This window comes from Formosa sp. Hel3_A1_48 (genome assembly GCF_001735715.1).
GTDB lineage: Bacteria > Bacteroidota > Bacteroidia > Flavobacteriales > Flavobacteriaceae > UBA3537.
Map to the genome: position 1 here is coordinate 1172039 of NZ_CP017259.1, position 18503 is coordinate 1190541.

The following is an 18503-nucleotide window of genomic DNA, read 5'->3' on the forward strand; positions in this document are numbered from 1 at the left end:
ATATCCTCTTCTTTTAGTTCATCTATTTCAAGTCCTTTTAAGTAGGTTTAAATTTATATTTATTACGTTTATAATATGAGAAACTTCTTTGTAATATTATTGTCAGTTTCAATTTTATCTTGCGGCAAAGACCCTTATCCTAAATTTGACATTAAACTCCCTTCAGGTTTTAAAACCGAAGTTTATAAAGACGGATATAATTTATTAACAGCATCTAAATATGTTAATGGAAATATCGAAAGTATGATTGAATTACGATACTCTGATGATTGGTCTTTTTCAACATTTTCAAATGACACCTACATTTCTGAAATGCTAAAAACTGACAAGTTTGAGGATGCTTCATCAATGACGTTCAATAACTTTAAGGTTCAAATTAAAGAGAAAATGTACTTTAAAAATTTAGGCTATTGTTTCTACTCTATTTACAGTGGGGATTATTATGCTAACAATGTTAGAGTTACAAATGTTGTCGTTCAATTTGTTAAAGGAGACAAATTATATACTTTGTTGGGAAGTACATTCCCTGAAAACTTTTCTAATTATCACAAACAATTTTTAAATACATTTGAAACTTTCACACTATGAAAAAAGCACTATTAATTATTTTGAGCATTATAATTTACTTATTTGTTTTGTGGTTACTTGTATTAATTTCTATTGGTATTAATTTTGCTGTTTTTGAAAGAGGTACAGGCGGTATAACTGCACTAGGCTCAATTATATCTTTTTGGCTTTCTTACAAATTTGTAAAATGGCTATGGAAAAAGTACTTTTATCCTACTAAACCATAGGCATATCTTCTTCTTTCAATTCAGCTATTTCTAAACCTCTTAGTTCTGAACTTAGTTTAATTGTAAAAACTTAAATTAGTTGTGTTTTTCAATAAGTAAAATCTTTTTTATATTAGAACTTCTAAATTTGATTATTAATGAATAACCTTTTGTTTGTTTTTTTGACTGGCACTTTAATAAGTTTTGGTCAAACTCTCTCCGTAGGGCCTAATAGTTCAATAAATATTAATTCCAGTAGCTCTCTTTCAGTTGATGGCTTAGAACTTGCGCCTAACGAAGCTTATACTATTTCAGGACCCAACACTATAGACCGTTCTAATGGACCTATTGTTGTGGGCGATAATACAAGTATTAATAGAGTCTACGAATTATCTGCTGAATTGTCTAACTATTCTGGAATACTCAACTTTAAATACTTGGAAAGCGAACTTAATAGCATATTGGAAGCCGATTTGGTATTAGAGGTCCTAAATACAAACGGAGTTTGGACGTCTGTTCCAGCGAGTATTGATGAAGCCAATAATACCCTAAGTTATGATTTCACGGAACTTGTTGGGTTTACTTCAGTCACAGCCAGTGATGTGTCGGCAACGCTAACCGTTAAGCCAGTCTTATTAGACGGCTATGTACGTGTGTATCCAAACCCTACAACAGACTTTTTACATATTGTATCCAACACAGCCCAAAAAGCCACACTATTTAACACAGCAGGCCAAAAAATATTAGAAACTAATAACGCTACAGCGTTAGATGTCATAGACCTACCTTCAGGGGTTTACTTATTAAACTTAACAAACGGTCAAAACCAAATTTCAACTTTTAAAATAATAAAGAAGTAAGATGAAAAAAATTACATTAATAGCACTTATGTTGTTCACAGCATTGGGTTACGCACAAGTAGGTATCAACACAAATAACCCAGATGCCTCTTCAGCATTAGAGATTGAATCCACTACAGGTGGAATTTTAATACCAAGACTCACAGAGACGCAGCGCGATGCGATATCTGCACCTGCTACAGGTTTAATGATTTATCAAACAGACCAAACGGCTGGTTTTTATTTTTATGATGGAAATGTTTGGACTAAAATCGATGGAGTAGCTGGCCCAGCAGGAGCAGCAGGAGTAGATGGAGATGACGGAGCAACAGGCCCAGCAGGAGCAGCAGGACCAACAGGCCCAGCAGGACCTGTAGGCCCAGCAGGACCAACAGGTCCAGCAGGACCAGCAGGAGCAGATGGTACCTCTTACACACAGCCCACTTATAATATTGGAGATATTGTTAATGGCGGTGTAGTTTTTTGGTTAGATAGCACGGGTCAACACGGTTTGGTTGCGGCATTTTCAGATGTAGCAACTTCTGTAGAATGGGGTTGTTATGGTACAGATTTACCAAACGTACTGAATCGCCCTTATAATGGAGGTAATCCTTCGGGTTTAGGTGCTGAAATAGGAGATGGTTTTAATAACACTAATGATATACTTCAAGATTGCCCTACTGCTCCCGCTGCTTTAGCGGCAAGGTCTTTAGGAGCACAATGGTTTTTACCAAGTGCAAAGGAGTTAAACCAAATGTATATCAATAAAACAACTTTAGAGGGGGTCTCTGGGTTTAATGGATTTAGTTTTGTCTACTGGAGTTCTACGGAGCTCGATGCCAATATCGCGTGGAAACAGTATTTCGTCAGTGGTAATCAGTACAACACCAATAAGTACTCCACAAACTTTGTGCGTGCTGTTCGGGCTTTTTAGTTATTTATCAATTAAAAAACCTAAACCATAGGCATATCTTCTTCTTTTAGTTCAGCTATTTCTAAACCTCTCAGGTAGGTTAAACTTACGTTTATAGATGAATGTCCCATAGCTTTCTGTAGCTTTGTAATAGAACCTGTACGCTTGAATATTTCTATAGCCCCTGAGTGTCTAAATGAGTAGAGTGTTATACTGTCGTCAACTGATTTATTGCTGCGCTTAAATCGCTTAAAAAGGGTCTTAAAATAACCACTGTTATAGGGCTTTTCAGTACCAGTAAAGATATTGTAGTTCTCGTCTGATTTTCTAAGATATGAGCGTACTATATGAGGTACTGGTACGAGTCTATTGCGCTTAGATTTTACTTTATCTCCAGAGAGTCTAATAAGTGATAAATCCGTATTAAAATCACCCCACTTTAAGCGTCTAATCTCTTGATGAGGTCTTAGTAAACAGCAGTACGTTAGTAGACAGCACAGATGCAAGTTCTTATTAAACTTATATACCTCATCTAATAGACCTTTTACATCGCTAATAGGCTTATGTAGTGTTTCAGTCTGTTTACGAGTCTTTAAAGTCATCCGCTCTATAGTAAAACCATTATCAGCCAAGTAATTAACCAGTACGTTTAAGTGTCTTCTAGCTGTATTGTAAGAGGTGTTATTAGCATACTTTAAAGGTATACTGTGCAAGAAGCGAATAGAAATAGAACCCTTATAAATTAACTCTTCTCTTAAACAACAAGACAGTAAAGTAAGCGTCTTTATATAGGATACCGACAGAGGCTCTTTTAGTTTGGCTTCTATGAGACTATCAAACAGCACAATAGTCGTTAAGGGTTTAGTAAATGAGTAATTATTAGAGACTAAATAACGATAGACCTCATCAGCTAATAGAACAGCTTTACTACGTCTTAGTTTAGTGGGATAGGAATTAGGAGCGAGAGACGAATTAATACGCTTACCATTAAACAACCGATAACGCTTATAATTTAGATTGAAATCTATAAAGTAATTATCGTAGGAGTCTTTACGTACTTTAGGGTAAGATAGACTATAATTTGGCATATATATGGCAGTTTAATTAAACATTACATTTAAAGAACTACGTAATATACTGAGGCTCAGTGGTTAGAAAGCTTGCTTCGTCGAAGACAGCATCTGACTCATAATCAGAGGGTCCTTGGTTCGAGCCCAAGTGGGACCACCCTGAAAACCCTTCTTAATTGAGGGGTTTTTTGTTCCAAAGCAACTGCGCTAAAAATGTACTTTACATAAAATAAAATTCAATATCTTTGACTAAACCATTTTAGCAAAATGAAAAAACTCTTCTTACTCTCCGCTTTATTAATGTTTTGTTGTGACGATGATACAGACTGTTTCACGGTCATAGATAAGATTATTTCGGAAGGCGAATACATTTTGGTTGGCGATTTTGACACCTCAAATACAGATGATGACGGCCCTCTCAATGGCTATGCGGACGTCAATTTGCCCGTTTCCCAAGAGGTTTATGACACCTATGATATTGGCGATAAATATTGCTACGATTAGTAAAGCCACAGGAAACAAGTATTCTAAACTAACAAAAACACTAAAATACTTACAAAACTTTTAACATTTTTTAAATTAATAATATTTATTTTTAAAAAAATTTAAAGTTTTATGAAAAATATTAAAGATTTCGTATTCAAATGGTACCCTGTAATTCTTGCATTTATATGTCTGCTTTACTCCGTTGGTTTGGGCCTTATGGGACAAACTGAAGAAGCCCAATATTCGGCCCATTGGCCAGGAACAATTCTTTTATTTGCATTAGTAATCAGACAAAGAAGAAGAGTATGAGTGTAGCAATGTTTATTATAGGGGCTATCATTTTCTCATTTTATGTGTACTTCCTCATCTGGAATATTTTCCACAGTACAAAAAAACAACGCGAGGAAAATAGGTACCCAACACAAAATGATCCAGTAGACCTTGACGGCATGGGGAATTTTAGCCGATTCCCTGAGAATAAATAGTTAGTCAAGAGAATCATCGCTGTTTAATGATTTTATTTTACAAGTAAAATTTAATATATTTGATCTAATTCATTAAAATATTAAAAAAAATAAATCATGAAAATTAAAAGAGGGGGTGTGGGCTTTCACGTGGCATATAAAGTACCAAACAACAAGACACAAATGATGGAGTCATTCTTGGATTCGCATGAAAACTTCATGCGTGAAACTCACCATATCGAAGGGACAGTAGAGCCTGTTGTGCTTTGCTATGCGGTTTTGAAAAGTCCAGAGTTTAATAATCCACTCGATCCAAGCAGTGGCGAAACAGGACATACGCTGTATGGTATAACAGAAATTTACAATGGCCCTGAAGGCGCGCAAGCACATATGGTGCTTGGACAAGAGCGTGCGGAAATGTTTGCAGAGCTTGTCAAATTAACTAATGAATATTGCGTAAGTGGGATATTGGGCGCGCCAATTATTCGCGCCATGCATTAAACTAAAATAGTCTAAAAAATGAAAAAAATAATTATTTTATTATTGTTGTTTGTAGGTATCAATGCCACTGCACAGCAAATGGGGTTCAATTATGTAGAGATTACGGCCGAGGAAAACGCTGAAAAAGCAATCGCTGAGTTGTTTGACAGCTATATGGAAGGCAAGGACAGAAAATCTGGAAATATCTTTTTAGAGCGTCTTCGCCATGGAGGAGAAAATGGGCGAACACATCGAATCGTCTGGATATGGGAACTAGATAATGGAGGCTTTGTGGAAGAACCAGGTGAAAACGAATCAAAAGCTTTTTGGAGAGGACTTAGAACATTGGTTGATTCATGGGGCGAGGCAAGGGCTGGTCGAATATTAAACGTTCGTTTTGGTGATGAGGAAAAGAATTCATCCATACACATATGGGACATAAAAGCAAGTGATGAAGAGGCTTTTATTGCAGCTCAAAACACATTGGTAGAAGAGGCTTCATCAGCATTTGAAGACCGATTAGTTGGCTTTGGAACTTATGATGTCAATACCCCAAATGGCGCTACTCACTGGTTTCTGGTTTCTGGAGAGGACATAAACGATCATTTGAGTCTGTATAACGCTCTTCGCAAAGAACACGAGAATGCTTTTTCGAAATACTTTAAGAACAGAGGCGAAGTAGAATACGCTCAAGATTTTATGGTAAAGAGAATCAAAACCTACTAATAGATTTTGAAAAATATTAAGCATAAAAAACCCACTCTTAGGAGTGGGTTTTTTAATTGTTTTCGGAAAACGTATTATACAGACTTTACGAATGGAAGTCCAGTTTTTTCATTTTCAACAATCTTTTTTCCAGCAGGAAGGTCACACGTGTTTGAACGCTCATCTTTTGCGAAATAATAAATTGTTTGGTTTCTTCCACCTTTCAAGACCACGTCTTTAGTGTGTAAATAATAAGTTTTTCCTTTGCTATTTTTAAATGAATATCCCATAATGTAATTATATTTTAATCTAAATTACAAAAATTACTTCGGTATTACCAAAAATTTTATCAGATAAATAACATTTTTCTTAAGAAGTAGGCCTAATTGTTAATAAAATCCAATATTTCTGCCCAAACTTTTATTAAGTTCGGAGGCATTTCAGAATCTTCCCAAGGCTGTTTTGCCCCAAAAACATGATTCCCTCCCTCAATGCATTTATAAATACTGCTTGAGCTCCATACGTGTAGTTTTTTAGCTTCTTCAATAGAGACGGCTTGGTCGTCATCGCCATGAAGAATAAGGTGAGGAATAGTACATTTTTTAGCGGCACGTTCTATATCTAATCGAGCCTCATGGGCTAAAAAATCATTGTAAAACTGAATGTGGTGGGGCATTTGCTGCCTGGTGCGTTTGTTTTCTACATAATACACACCGTCTTTTTTCCACCTCCTAAGTGCATCTCCTTTTGGAAACCTTGATTTATAGTCGCTAACCCCCGCCAAGGTGATTACTTTTTTTACTCTTAGATCTTCGCTGGCTTGTATGGTGACTATTCCACCAGCCCTACTATGGCCCATAAGAAAAATAGATTTCAAATCTATGGCATTACCCTCTTCATGATTTTCAATAACCCAATCTAAAACACAAGACAAGTCATGAAGCTCTTTGGAATAGTTGTTTTGTGCAAAGGCTTCTAGGTCGGGAAAATCTAAAGGCTGTTGAACAGTGCCGCCATTGTGTGAAAAATTAAACTTTAAAAATGCAATCCCCTGAGAAGCAAAAGCTTTCGCCAGTAAACCCCATGCCCCCCAGTCCTTATAGCCTTTGTACCCGTGACAAAACACAATAAGCGGGGCGGATTTAACAGTATCTTCAAAAATAAGATCAAAAACAATAGGCCGATCTTGTGGCCTATAGATAACCTTATTTAGCTGCTGAACAATCATACCTCTTTTTCAATAAATTTAATGTCTGGATTAAACAATTCTGCAAGCAACTCAACTAATTGTTTTTCATAGGCCTCTAAAATTGTCTCGGAAATGTGTTGCTGTTTTAAAGCGCTATTCCCTAGTTTATCTTTCTTAGTGAATTTAATATACCCTGATTTAAAATTCTTAAATGAAAAAATTCCTGCTTCTGTTGGGCCATCATAAGGGTGGGTCTTATTAAGTATATAAGCATACATTAAAATTTGGAAGCTCTTGTTATGCTTTTTATAATCCTTCGTGATATCACCCCAGTCGACTAAATTTAAGTCTGTCTGTGTCACCTTTGAGGTCTTGTAGTCAATGATTCGCTTAGTTCCATTACAAATATCTATTCGGTCAACATTCCCCTTTAATCGAATGGGAAATTCAAATAATGAGTTAGTGAAATCATAGGCAACAGGCTGCTCAACAGCCAAGAGCTGAACCTCATTACCTGCTTTTAGAAATTGAATTTCGTAGTCCAAAAAATTACGAATATAGCGTTTAGCGATTTCAAAACTTATGAGGTTTTTGCCCTGTGTTATGTCGCCTCTCTTATAGAGTTTTTTAAAAAATTTTTCTACTGTTTTAGAAATTTGGTGTTTTAGTTCTTCCAGCTTGTTAGGTTCTAAAAACGCTCCGATGAAAGGGGTGTAAAACGCCTCCAAAGTGTAATGGATAACACTGCCAAATGTGCTAGCCTCTATGATTTCCTCTAAATTGTTAGGCTGTTTTAGTCCTAAAATTTTATGATTATAAAACTCAATTGGATTTCTAACGTATTGCCCCAAAGATGAAGGCGAAAATCCAGCTTTGGCTATAGTCTCAAGGGATTTTAGAAGTTTCTCTGTCTTTATAACTTGTAGCGGAGATGGGCTGAGTATTTCTATTTTAGGTGTAACTATTTTGTGCTGTAGCTGGTGATGGCCTTCAAGTTCCATTTGTGCCAAAAATCGACTAGGCTCACCGCCATTTAAAGCGTCGGGTTCTGTATTGTAAACAAGATGAATATTTTTAGCACGTTGCATAAGTCGATAAAAATGATAGGTGTACACCGCGTCTTTTTCTTTATAGGTTGGCAGACCGTTTTCAAGTTTGACGTCAAATGGAATAAATGAATTCTGTGTTTTTCCAGCCGGAAGAATCCCCTCATTCACTGAAACAACAATGATAGTTTCAAAATCTAATACACGCGATTCCAGCATGCCCATAATTTGAAGACCCCTAAGTGGCTCTCCCTTGAAATCTAAGGTTTCCTTTGCCAACAACTCTCGGTATAAAGAGTGCATGATTTTAATGGAGCTGATGTAATTATAGGATTGACTTAAATGCTCTATTTGATTGAATAATTCGAAAAAGCGCAATAAATACTCCAACGGCAATACATTGTTACTTTTTTCAGCATCATATGCTAATTTCAGTTCAAAAATCAATGTTTTAATCTGTTGTAAAGCAGTTTTTGGTTGATTATTCCAAGGCGCTAAAAGAAGCTCAAATAGGTGTTTTAAATCTGGGGCGAGTATAATCAAATCGCGCAAAGATATGGTGGTACGATTTTGGTCCTTTATAGCATTGAAAACACTCTTAAGAGAGTTCGTGGAGTTTTTAAACAATAACGAAATAAAAGGATGTGTTAATATTTCATAAACATCTTTGTAGTAAAATACAGACTCTTCAGATGTGGTCTGAACCAGAAACCACTGTTCAAAGAAGGAGGCCAGCGGGATTTGACGTAGTGGCAATCCCATCGTGATATTTATACTTTTGACCTTTTTAGGGATCGAGTGCAATACAGGAAGTAATAATGATTCATCACCTAACACTAGAGCCGTGTTTTCAAGTTTATTTTGTTCGTATAAATTGTCTAATAATTCTCCGACATACTTGACCTGACTAATATTTTTTGGAGTCCCTGTTATAGTAATGTTTTTCTGTTCTTGATAGTGCTTGGTTGTCCAATTGAAATTGTGCGTTTTGTAAAAAGGCCATGTCTTTTTATAATGCCTCATAAAGTGGCCTGCGTCATGAAAATTTGACTCCAAAAAACCTTGATCAATATCCCAAAAGATCTGTGCTTTATTTTGCTGCAATAGTTCTTGGACTAAGATGGCTTCTGAAGAATTTAAAGCATTAAACCCTAAGAAAATGTGTTGGCTGCGCTTGCTGTTTTGAATATACTCTTCAATATTATCAACAGCAGCTCTATACATCAGCCCCTGATAACCAATTCCTTTATTTAAGAGTTGGTCCACAAGTCGTGTATAATAGTGTTTTAGCTCTTGCCAAAAATACAGATAGCCTTTAACCATTGTGGTAGGGTTGGGCTCCAAAGACCAGTGATTGATGTGTTGAATAGCACTGAGGTAATCAAATATTTTTGATGGGGGAATTAAATACCGGTCAATCTCATTGAAATCTTGTATGACCATAGGAGCCCATTTTGAAAACTGATCAAAAGACTCTTGTTTGTCCTTTGGGGTTACTGAAATATAAACACCATAAAATTCAAAGAGCAACTCGACAGCATTTATCTTCTTCAGCTGTGAGAGCTCTTCCACAAAGGATTCAATAGAGCAGATCTCTGGTAAAAAACTTGCTTCTGTTGTATGTGTTGAAAGTTCTTGTTTTAAAAAGACCCCTGCGCGTTTGTTGGGCAAAATAAAGGTTAAAGCAGATAAATCTACTTTTTTGTTTTTTAACTCTTTTAATACCTCTGCGATGAAACTTGCCATACCCTAAAAATAAAAAACGCCTCGCAAAAGCGAAGCGTTTTTAAATATATTTTTGAGGTTTAAACGATTAATTCGCAAGTTTTACCTCTACTCTTCTGTTTGTAGCTCTTCCCTCAGAAGTATCATTAGAAGCAATTGGTGAATTTTCACCAAAGCCAATAGACGACAATCTTGAAGCATCAACTCCATTAGCTGTTAAAAAGCCAACAACTGTTGCTGCTCTTTCTTCAGAAAGCTTTTGGTTGAATTGTTCAGAAGCAGTGCTGTCTGTGTGTCCTTCAACTACAAAATTTGCTTTTGGGTATTCTTTAAGAATCGCGACGATTGCTTGTAATGTTTCATTGGCAGCCTCTTGAATATCAGATTTTCCAGTTGCAAAGTTTATTGTTCTTGCATAGCTTGTCAATTGAGCTTGTACATCTTCATTTGGCGCTTCTGGGCAACCGTTGTTTGCTACTGTTCCTGCTTCATTCGGGCATTCATCGTCCTTGTCTAAAACTGAATCGCCATCAGTGTCTGGCCATGGGCAACCACCATTTGCAGCGTCACCAGCTTCGTTAGGACACTTGTCATCGGCGTTAGCAACACCATCATTGTCTGAATCAGGGCAGCCGTTTAGGGCCGCTACTCCTGCTTCACTAGGGCAGCTGTCTTTGTCATCAGAAACACCGTCTCCGTCAGTGTCGGCACAACCATTAAATTCGGCTAAACCTGCTACTTGTGGACAGGCATCCTCAGAATCTTGAATGCCGTCACCATCTGAATCCGGACATCCATTAAACTCAGCTAAACCAGGAACTTCAGGACAAGCGTCTTTTTTGTCATAAACGCCATCGCCATCTGTGTCTGTACCTCCGAAATTAATTGAAAGACCAACATTATGTTGGAAATGCTTTGTTAAATAGTCTTGAAAAGAGTGCTTATATGTTGCCTGGTAAGTAAAGCCAATGTTGTCAGAAAACCAGTATGATACACCTGCGGTTCCATTTACTGTTCCTGCACCAACAAGTGCACTTGCAGAACTGCCGGTGTTGTTTGAGTTATAAGGCCCTTCTTCAATCCATGTGTAACCTCCACCTAGGCCAAGGAAAGGTTCAAAGTTTCCAAAATTAGCTAAATCTCTAAGTGAATACTTTACTGTTGCGTCAAGCGCATAATACTTTAATTCTTCTATTGAAACAGTTTCATTTGTCACATTATCAGATCCCCATTTTTCAATGATGTTAAAAGACCCGGAAACACCAAAAGAAAAGTTGTCCGTAAGGTATTTAGAAACAGAAATTGAAGATAGAGAAGGAACAAAGTTCCAGTGCCCTTCAACATTGTAGAACTCGTTAAAAAGCTCTCCTTGTGGTGAATCCTCTCCAACAGGATATACATCCACAGCGTTAACACCAACGGTGATTTGCCAAGGGTTGTTATCGTCTTGAGCGTTTACGTTAGCAACAGACACGACGAGCATGATAGAAAGTGCTAACCTTTTTAAATTTTTCATAATTATTTTTTTATTTTGATAGAAGTTAAATTCATTGCAAAAGTAATACCTAAAGTTCACTAAACAAATATAATGTATGAAAATTGCACTTTTTTAATTTAAAAAGCTAAAAATCAGTAGATTAACTAATTATTTTCAAGTGTTTGCCAACACTTTTAAATGCGGCAATTGCCTTATCTAGGTGTGATTTTTCATGAGCTGCGGAGAGTTGTACACGGATTCTGGCTTTTTCTCTTGGCACAACAGGGAAGAAAAAACCTATGACATAAATCCCTTGTTTAAGAAGTAAACTTGCCATTTTTTGAGCCAACTTTGCATCATAGAGCATCACGGGTACTATTGCGGAATCACCATCAATAATGTCAAATCCAAGATTTCTTATACCTTCTTTAAAATAATTTGTATTGTGTTCAAGGCGATCTCGTAAACTTGTGTCATTTGATAATAAATCAAAAACTTTAATGGAAGCACCTACCAAGGCCGGCGCTAATGAATTAGAAAACAAATAAGGTCTAGACCGTTGGCGCAGCATAGATATAATCTCTTTTTTCCCAGTAGTATAACCCCCCATGCCGCCGCCAAGCGCCTTGCCTAAGGTGCCTGTTATAATGTCTATTCGACCCAAAACATTCTTGTCTTCCAATGTGCCAATCCCTGTTTTGCCTATAAACCCCGCTGCATGACACTCATCAATCATAACCAAGGCATCATACTTATCTGCTAGATCACAAATAGCATCAAGAGGGGCAAGTAAACCGTCCATAGAAAAGACGCCGTCTGTCACAATAATTTTAAAGCGCGCACCACTAGAGTCAGCAGCTTGTAATTGAGTTTCTAAGTCCGCCATGTTGTTATTCTTATAACGAAAACGCTTGGCTTTACACAAGCGCACACCATCTATTATAGAGGCGTGGTTTAAACTGTCCGAAATGATCGCATCCTCTGCGCTTAAAAGTGGTTCAAAAACTCCGCCATTAGCATCAAAAGCTGCAGCATACAATATAGTATCTTCTGTTTGATAAAAATGTGCAATTTTTTGCTCTAGTTGTTTGTGTATGTCCTGAGTACCACAAATAAATCGAACGGAAGCCATTCCAAATCCATGGGTATCCATGCTGTCCTTTGCAGCTTGAATAACTTCAGGATGATTGGCGAGACCCAAGTAATTATTGGCGCAAAAATTCAACACCTTTTGTCCTGTATCTAGCGTGATTACTGGGCCTTGAGAGGATACGATAATACGCTCTTCTTTGTATAACCCTTGTGCCTTTATGGCTTGCAGTTCTTGTTCTAAATGTTTTTTAATAGATGTATACATGGGAAATTATTTATATGACCGTTTTAATTGTAAGCTCTGGGTGAATGTACACCAATATTTTTTTCTCCACAATATACCCCAATTGCTGGACAACAGAAGCATAAGTTTGTAGCTGCTGTTGGTGTTTTTGCAAATATTGGCCGGTCTTATAGTCAATTATTACAGCCTTGCCGCTCGCATTTACAATGAGCCGATCTGGTATAATAATTTGACCTGAACCAGTAATAATCTCGCGCTCGTTATACACCTCAACACCAGGACTAAAGTACAACTTAAGTTGTGGGTGGAAAACGATAGATTCTAGAATTTTAAAAAGCGGTTGGCTTTGCTCTGTTGAGATTAACCCTTCCTCTAAAGAAGTGTTAATTGTCATTTGAATATCTGATGACAAATACACTCTAGCTAATAACAGGTGGATTAAGTTTCCTTTTTCAATAGCTTCTTTTTGAGCACTGTCCCAAAAATAATCAGCTTTTAAGGCCATAGAAACATTGAGTTGGCTTTTTAGTGTTGACACAAATTTTCTTTGTAGCTGCATTGGATGTTGTGGGGCATCGAGAGCAGCAATTGGCTGCATTGAACCAAAGGAGTATCTAGAAACTCCAGCACGCCACGTTCCTGTAGATTTTAGAAATCCAATAAGAATGTCTGAATATGTCTTTAAATCTGCTGTTGATTTGTTTGCTGATGATCGATTTCCGATAATGTAAAGCTGCTCAGCAGCACGGGTAAAAGCTACATAAAGCAAATTAATATTATCTAATTCTAACTTGGCCTGGTGCGCCTTATATCTGGCTTTACCCTCAGTACCATAATGCTCAAGATCTTTGTTGTAATTGATCAAAAAATAGGGAAAATTATCATCTAGCTCTTGTATTGGCATCCATTCTTTAGGTTCAATTTCTTTATAAATACTTAGTTCTGCAAAAGGGAAAATAACAACAGGAAACTCTAGCCCCTTGGCTTTGTGTACAGTCATAATCTGTACTGCATCTATCCCCTCAGGTGAAACAACACTAAGCTTTTCTTTATTGTGTTCAAAATAAGTTAAAAACGGGGCAATACCCGACGACTTTTTTTGAGTAAACTCAAAAATAATGTCCAAGAAAAATTGAATGTGCGCATTCGTGTTTTGGACCAAATGAAATGTAGATATAATGTATTCCGCCAACTCATATACAGACAGCTGAATGGCTGTCTGAGGGTCGAAATTGATATTGAATTGTGAAAATGACGCAAAGTACGGCAAGAAATCTAAGTGCAAATAATTCAATCGAAACTGATGCCCGTCCGTGACATTGTTTCGGCTAATCAAATAATTCAAAATATTTAATTTCGCTGTAGTGTCCGTATTGTCTTTGAGGAATGAGAAAACATTAATGATAAACTTGACTTCCTTTGATTCGGCTACCAGAAGTGTTTCGTTAGAAATAATATCAATGCCTTTGGAACTCAAGTAGTTTGCAACAGCAACCCCTTCCTTCCGTTTGCGCACCAATACACAAATGTCTTTATATTTGGCGTCAGGATTAGAAGCTTTATATATACTAATGTTGTTATGCACTTCTTCAGCGTAGAGCGCTTCTTTGTCAGAGCCTTGATCGAAATCTAAAAAAGAAAGCTGAACATACCCCGGCTTAGTTTTGTTCTGTTCTTGAGTTGCGGATAAATAAAGGTTCTGATGTGTAGCCTCAGAGAAAACTGCTTTTGAGCAGAAGTTGAAGAAGTCATTATTAAATTTGACTACTTCTTTACAGCTTCTGTAATTTGTCGGCAAATTAGCAATACGTGCATCAACAGGAAGTGTATGTTGATTGTTAATAAGACTCATAAACTGCTCTGGCTTACCCCCTCGCCAACGATAAATCGATTGTTTTGCATCACCCACAAGTAGCACACTGCCCTTCCCTGCTGCTAAAGCGTTTGTAATTAAAGGGTCGAGGTTTGTCCACTGCAGTTCTGAGGTGTCCTGAAATTCATCAATAAAATAATGATTAAATTTTTCACCAATTCTTTCGTATATAAAAGGTGCGGGTTGGGTCTTTATTTCTTTCCCAATAATGGTATTAAATTCTGAAATTAATATAATATTTTGCGCCTCCTTGATTGCATTGATTTCATTTTGAATAAGAGTTAAAACAGAAACTGGTGTGATATTTTTGCGGATATTTTGAAGATAACGTAAGCGGTAAACCGCTTGCTTTGTGCTCAAAAAGGCGGCTACTAAATCCGTTCGTAAAGCATCTATTTTTTGTGAAATACGTTCAGGGGTGTTCTTTTTATACAAAGGAGTTGTCTCGATATTCTTTTGCCAAACCAAATCAAATTTAATATTATATTTTTTGGCTGTAAGGGCTGCAAAATGCTTAGGTAAGGAGCCCTTATAAAAATCCACAAAAGTCAGTCCTTGCCCAACAATAAGGTCTAAAACTTGAGTGGCGACCTCTGTTATTTGTTGCTCTAATGCTTTATATTCTCTTTCGAGGGTGGCTTTCAGGCCTTCAAATGCAGCTAATTTTTGATTGGATAAGGACTCCAAATATGGAAGAGCAGTTTCTTGAGTGAGTAATTTTGCTGATTTATACAAATCCAAGGCAATGTCCCAGCTTTTATCATCCTCTAATTTAGAAAGAGCATAGGCCACAAGGACTTTAGTAAGCGCCTTGTCTTTTCCTGTTTTTGAAATCATCTGATCAACGGCTTTTTGCAACAAACTATCTGTATCTAACTCTACCTCAAAATTTACAGGAATTCGGAGATCATAAGCAAATGTTCTTATGAGCCGTTGATTAAATTTATCAATTGTGGACACATCGAATCCGCCATAATTGTGTAATATTTTGCGGATTAATTGTCTTGCTTTATCATGGATTTTTTCTGGACTTAAACTCAGTTCATGAGTAAGGTCAGTAAATAAATCGTCTTTTGTGGTTAGGATGTTTGACGACGAAAAGCGAAGTAAGGCTGAGACAATACGCCTTTTCATTTCGTCTACCGCTTTGTTCGTAAATGTAATTGCAAGCACATGACGGTGAGGTAAATAAGCTTCTGAAGTCAGTACTATTTTTAAGTAATCCTTGACTAAAGTATAGGTTTTGCCGCTTCCAGCAGAAGCATTGTATATCTTGAATGATGAGCCGCTCACTAAATAAAATTTATACCAAAATAAACAATCTAAATCACATACTTAATTTAATTTGATTGGAAAATCGTAAATTTGATCTAAAGTATTTAACCTTAAAAATAATAACATGGCTTTTGAATTACCAAAATTAAACTATGCTTACGATGCATTAGAACCAAACATTGATGCAAGAACAATGGAAATCCACCACTCTAAGCATCACAACGGATACACCACAAAATTAAACGCTGCTATTTCAGGAACAGCATTAGAAAACCAGAGTATTGAATCAATATTAAGCTCTTTGGACATGAGTAACAAGGCGGTTAGGAATAATGGTGGTGGATTTTATAACCACAGCTTATTTTGGGAAGTAATGAGCCCAATTGATAAAGGCGAACTTTCAGGAGAATTAAAAGATGCAATCCTTGAAGCTTACGGTTCTTTTGAGGACTTTAAGTCTGCGTTCTCAAATGCCGCTGCAACACAGTTTGGCTCTGGTTGGGCGTGGCTTTGCGTCCACAAAGGGGGTAAAGTAGAAGTGTGTGCTACACCTAATCAAGACAACCCACTCATGCCGGGTGTATCATGTGGCGGCACTCCAATTTTAGGTATTGACGTATGGGAACATGCTTATTACTTAAATTATCAAAACAGACGTCCAGACTATATCAATGCATTTTTTAATGTAATCAACTGGAATGAAGTAGCAAAGCGTTTTGCGGCAGCGAAATAAGCACACAAAACTATCGTATAAATAAAAAAGGTGAACAGATGTTCACCTTTTTTGCCCCAAATCTACCATGAACTTAACCTACTTATGTTATGGTGAATCAAATATATACTTTAATTATTTAGCCTTTTTGTTTTTTAGACGAAATGCACTTTTTTTAGACGAAATGCACTTTTTTAGTAGGCGCGCTCGTTTTTACCTTCGTAAAAGTTTATAAACGCTTGATTAACTACGCGATTTCCTCCGTCAGTTGGGTAATTTCCTGTAAAATACCAGTCTCCTAAATTATCCGGGCAAGCCTTGTGTAAATTTTCAATGGTTTGAAAAATGATTACAACCTCAGCGTTTATCTCATCCCCGCTGAGTAAATCAGCTATTTTGCTTGATATCTGCTCTGCGGAAAATGAGGAATAAATCTCTTTGACGAAGTTCTTTACCTCATTGTCACTCAAATGTTCTTGCGCCTTACATTTGGCGTAAACATCATCAATGAGCTGATCTTGCTTTTGGTCTTTTAGTAGCGCTAGTGCCGCTCTAAACGCAACCAAGCCTTCTAAATTTGCCATATCAATGCCGTAGCAATCGGGGTAGCGGATTTGTGGTGCTGAAGATACCACCACAATTTTTTTAGGGGATAGGCGGTCCAACATTTTTAATATACTTTTCTTTAGTGTTGTCCCGCGTACGATGCTGTCGTCAATTATAACCAAATTGTCTTCTTTTTTTACAACACCATATGTAATGTCATATACGTGTGCTACCAAATCGTCCCTACTGCTGTCTTCAGTAATAAATGTTCTAAGTTTTACATCCTTAATTGCGATTTTTTCTATCCTTGTATGTTGCGATAAAATTTGAGTTACTTTCTCTGCCGACAAAGAGCGTCTTCCCTCCAAAATTTCATCTGTTTTTGTTTTGTTTAGAAATGCCTCAACCGATTCAACCATACCAAAAAAAGAGGTTTCGGCAGTATTGGGTATAAATGAAAAAACTGTATTTTTAATATCGTTATTGATATGTTTCAAAACTTCTGGAACAATAAGTTTTCCTAATAATTTTCGTTCTTTGTATATTTCAGCGTCGCTACCTCTCGAAAAATAAATCCGCTCAAAAGAACAGGCCTTACGTTCTGTGGGTTCTAAAATTTTATTTATTGTGGTTTCTCCAGATTTTTTGGTGATAATAGCATGTCCAGGTGGGAGTTCGTGAACCGAGTGGTAATCCACATTAAAAACGGTTTGAATTACCGGTCGTTCTGAAGCCACAACAACGACCTCATCATCCATGTAGTAATACGCTGGGCGGATCCCAGCCGGATCGCGTAAAACAAATGAATCGCCGTGGCCAAGCATACCCGCCATTGCATACCCTCCGTCCCAATTTTTTGAAGACTTTTTTAAAATCTTTTTGAGATTTAGGCGTTCTGCAATTAAAGGAGAACATTCCATTTTAGTATAGCCTTCCTTTTTTAATTTTTTATAAACTTTTGAAACCGCATCATCCAAGAAATGGCCAATACGCTCCATTATTGTAATCGTATCTGTGTACTCTTTTGGGTGCTGGCCAATTTCTACTAAATTCTTAAACAACTGACGGACATTAGTCATGTTAAAATTTCCTGCTAAAATAAGGTTGCGATGCATCCAGTTATTTTGTCTCAAGAACGGATGTACGCTTTCAACACTGTTTTTCCCAAATGTTCCATAGCGAACATGGCCAAGCATGACCTCCCCAAGGTAGGGCACCATTCTCTTTTGTAATGCGGTGTTATTAGCGCACTCAGGGTTATTGACCAACACGGTATTAATCCGTTCGTTGATTTGCTCAAACACATCTTGAATAGGTTGTTGGGCAACAGAGCGCACACGGCTTATGTAGCGCTCACCAGGATTCATGTCCAATTTTATACTTGCAAAACCAGCACCATCCTGACCTCTATTGTGCTGCTTTTCCATGATCAGGTACATCTTGTTTATCCCATAAAAAGCAGTGCCATACTTTTCTTTGTAAAAATCTAAAGGCTTTAAAAGGCGAACATGGGCTATGCCACATTCATGTTTAATTGCATCACTCATGTGTGAAGGTTGTGGTTGGTTAGTGTCTTTGTAATAATACCATTTGT

18 protein-coding genes and 1 tRNA gene are annotated in these 18503 nt (G+C 37.0%); 11 read left to right on the forward strand and 8 right to left on the reverse strand.

Annotation, left to right across the window (positions count from 1 at the left end; translation table 11 throughout):
- Positions 1-75: 75 nt before the first annotated feature.
- From FORMA_RS05385 to FORMA_RS05400, 4 genes are all read left to right on the forward strand, one after another.
- Positions 76-588, forward strand: a complete 513-nt coding sequence (locus FORMA_RS05385; RefSeq protein WP_069674689.1) for a hypothetical protein — start codon at positions 76-78, stop codon at positions 586-588.
- Complete coding sequence (locus tag FORMA_RS05390; protein WP_069674690.1) at positions 585-794, forward strand: hypothetical protein; 210 nt, start codon at positions 585-587, stop codon at positions 792-794. Before FORMA_RS05385 ends, FORMA_RS05390 begins: the two co-directional genes overlap by 4 nt.
- A 137-nt stretch (positions 795-931) precedes the next feature.
- Positions 932-1633, forward strand: a complete 702-nt coding sequence (locus tag FORMA_RS05395; protein WP_069674691.1) for a T9SS type A sorting domain-containing protein — start codon at positions 932-934, stop codon at positions 1631-1633.
- Position 1634: 1 nt separating this feature from the next.
- Positions 1635-2546: a DUF1566 domain-containing protein gene (locus FORMA_RS05400; protein ID WP_069674692.1), complete on the forward strand. Its 912-nt coding sequence runs from the start codon at positions 1635-1637 to the stop codon at positions 2544-2546.
- 20 nt (positions 2547-2566) lie between these two features.
- On the opposite strand, the gene FORMA_RS05405 is transcribed toward FORMA_RS05400, so the two are convergent.
- Positions 2567-3613 (reverse strand): site-specific integrase, encoded by a 1047-nt coding sequence (locus tag FORMA_RS05405; RefSeq protein ID WP_069674693.1) that lies wholly within the window; start codon positions 3611-3613, stop codon positions 2567-2569.
- Positions 3614-3664: 51 nt separating this feature from the next.
- Between FORMA_RS05405 and FORMA_RS09285 the strand changes: the two genes are divergently transcribed.
- The 6 genes from FORMA_RS09285 (at position 3665) to FORMA_RS05430 (ending at position 5751) form a co-directional block, all read left to right on the forward strand.
- Positions 3665-3752, forward strand: a tRNA-Met gene (locus tag FORMA_RS09285).
- Between the two features lie 110 nt (positions 3753-3862).
- On the forward strand, positions 3863-4099 hold the full coding sequence (locus FORMA_RS05410) for a hypothetical protein (RefSeq protein WP_069674694.1): 237 nt from the start codon (positions 3863-3865) through the stop codon (positions 4097-4099).
- 111 nt (positions 4100-4210) lie between these two features.
- The gene (locus FORMA_RS05415) at positions 4211-4390 is read left to right on the forward strand and encodes a hypothetical protein (RefSeq protein ID WP_069674695.1); all 180 of its coding nucleotides are present in this window, start codon (positions 4211-4213) and stop codon (positions 4388-4390) included.
- Complete coding sequence (locus FORMA_RS05420; protein WP_069674696.1) at positions 4387-4566, forward strand: hypothetical protein; 180 nt, start codon at positions 4387-4389, stop codon at positions 4564-4566. Before FORMA_RS05415 ends, FORMA_RS05420 begins: the two co-directional genes overlap by 4 nt.
- Positions 4567-4683: 117 nt before the next feature.
- Positions 4684-5046 (forward strand): hypothetical protein, encoded by a 363-nt coding sequence (locus FORMA_RS05425; RefSeq protein WP_157506040.1) that lies wholly within the window; start codon positions 4684-4686, stop codon positions 5044-5046.
- Between the two features lie 18 nt (positions 5047-5064).
- Positions 5065-5751: a hypothetical protein gene (locus tag FORMA_RS05430; RefSeq protein WP_069674698.1), complete on the forward strand. Its 687-nt coding sequence runs from the start codon at positions 5065-5067 to the stop codon at positions 5749-5751.
- A 74-nt stretch (positions 5752-5825) separates the two neighbouring features.
- Here FORMA_RS05430 and FORMA_RS05435 read toward each other — a convergent pair whose 3' ends face one another.
- The 6 genes from FORMA_RS05435 to FORMA_RS05460 all read right to left on the reverse strand — a co-directional run bounded on the left by FORMA_RS05435 (position 5826) and on the right by FORMA_RS05460 (position 15669).
- Positions 5826-6020: a hypothetical protein gene (locus FORMA_RS05435; RefSeq protein WP_069674699.1), complete on the reverse strand. Its 195-nt coding sequence runs from the start codon at positions 6018-6020 to the stop codon at positions 5826-5828.
- A gap of 92 nt (positions 6021-6112) precedes the next feature.
- Positions 6113-6958, reverse strand: a complete 846-nt coding sequence (locus tag FORMA_RS05440; RefSeq protein ID WP_069674700.1) for an alpha/beta hydrolase family protein — start codon at positions 6956-6958, stop codon at positions 6113-6115.
- Positions 6955-9711: a PD-(D/E)XK nuclease family protein gene (locus tag FORMA_RS05445; RefSeq protein WP_069674701.1), complete on the reverse strand. Its 2757-nt coding sequence runs from the start codon at positions 9709-9711 to the stop codon at positions 6955-6957. Before FORMA_RS05445 ends, FORMA_RS05440 begins: the two co-directional genes overlap by 4 nt.
- A 67-nt stretch (positions 9712-9778) precedes the next feature.
- Positions 9779-11206: an OmpA family protein gene (locus FORMA_RS05450; protein WP_069674702.1), complete on the reverse strand. Its 1428-nt coding sequence runs from the start codon at positions 11204-11206 to the stop codon at positions 9779-9781.
- A 121-nt stretch (positions 11207-11327) separates the two neighbouring features.
- Entirely contained in the window at positions 11328-12524 is a 1197-nt protein-coding gene (kbl, locus tag FORMA_RS05455; protein ID WP_069674703.1) for a glycine C-acetyltransferase, read from the reverse strand.
- A 10-nt stretch (positions 12525-12534) separates the two neighbouring features.
- Positions 12535-15669 (reverse strand): UvrD-helicase domain-containing protein, encoded by a 3135-nt coding sequence (locus FORMA_RS05460; RefSeq protein ID WP_069674704.1) that lies wholly within the window; start codon positions 15667-15669, stop codon positions 12535-12537.
- Positions 15670-15775: 106 nt separating this feature from the next.
- Here FORMA_RS05460 and FORMA_RS05465 point away from each other — a divergent pair, with 106 nt between their 5' ends.
- Positions 15776-16384 (forward strand): superoxide dismutase, encoded by a 609-nt coding sequence (locus FORMA_RS05465; RefSeq protein WP_069674705.1) that lies wholly within the window; start codon positions 15776-15778, stop codon positions 16382-16384.
- A gap of 173 nt (positions 16385-16557) precedes the next feature.
- On the opposite strand, the gene FORMA_RS05470 is transcribed toward FORMA_RS05465, so the two are convergent.
- Positions 16558-18456 (reverse strand): amidophosphoribosyltransferase, encoded by a 1899-nt coding sequence (locus FORMA_RS05470; RefSeq protein WP_069674706.1) that lies wholly within the window; start codon positions 18454-18456, stop codon positions 16558-16560.
- Between the last annotated feature and the right edge of the window lie 47 nt (positions 18457-18503).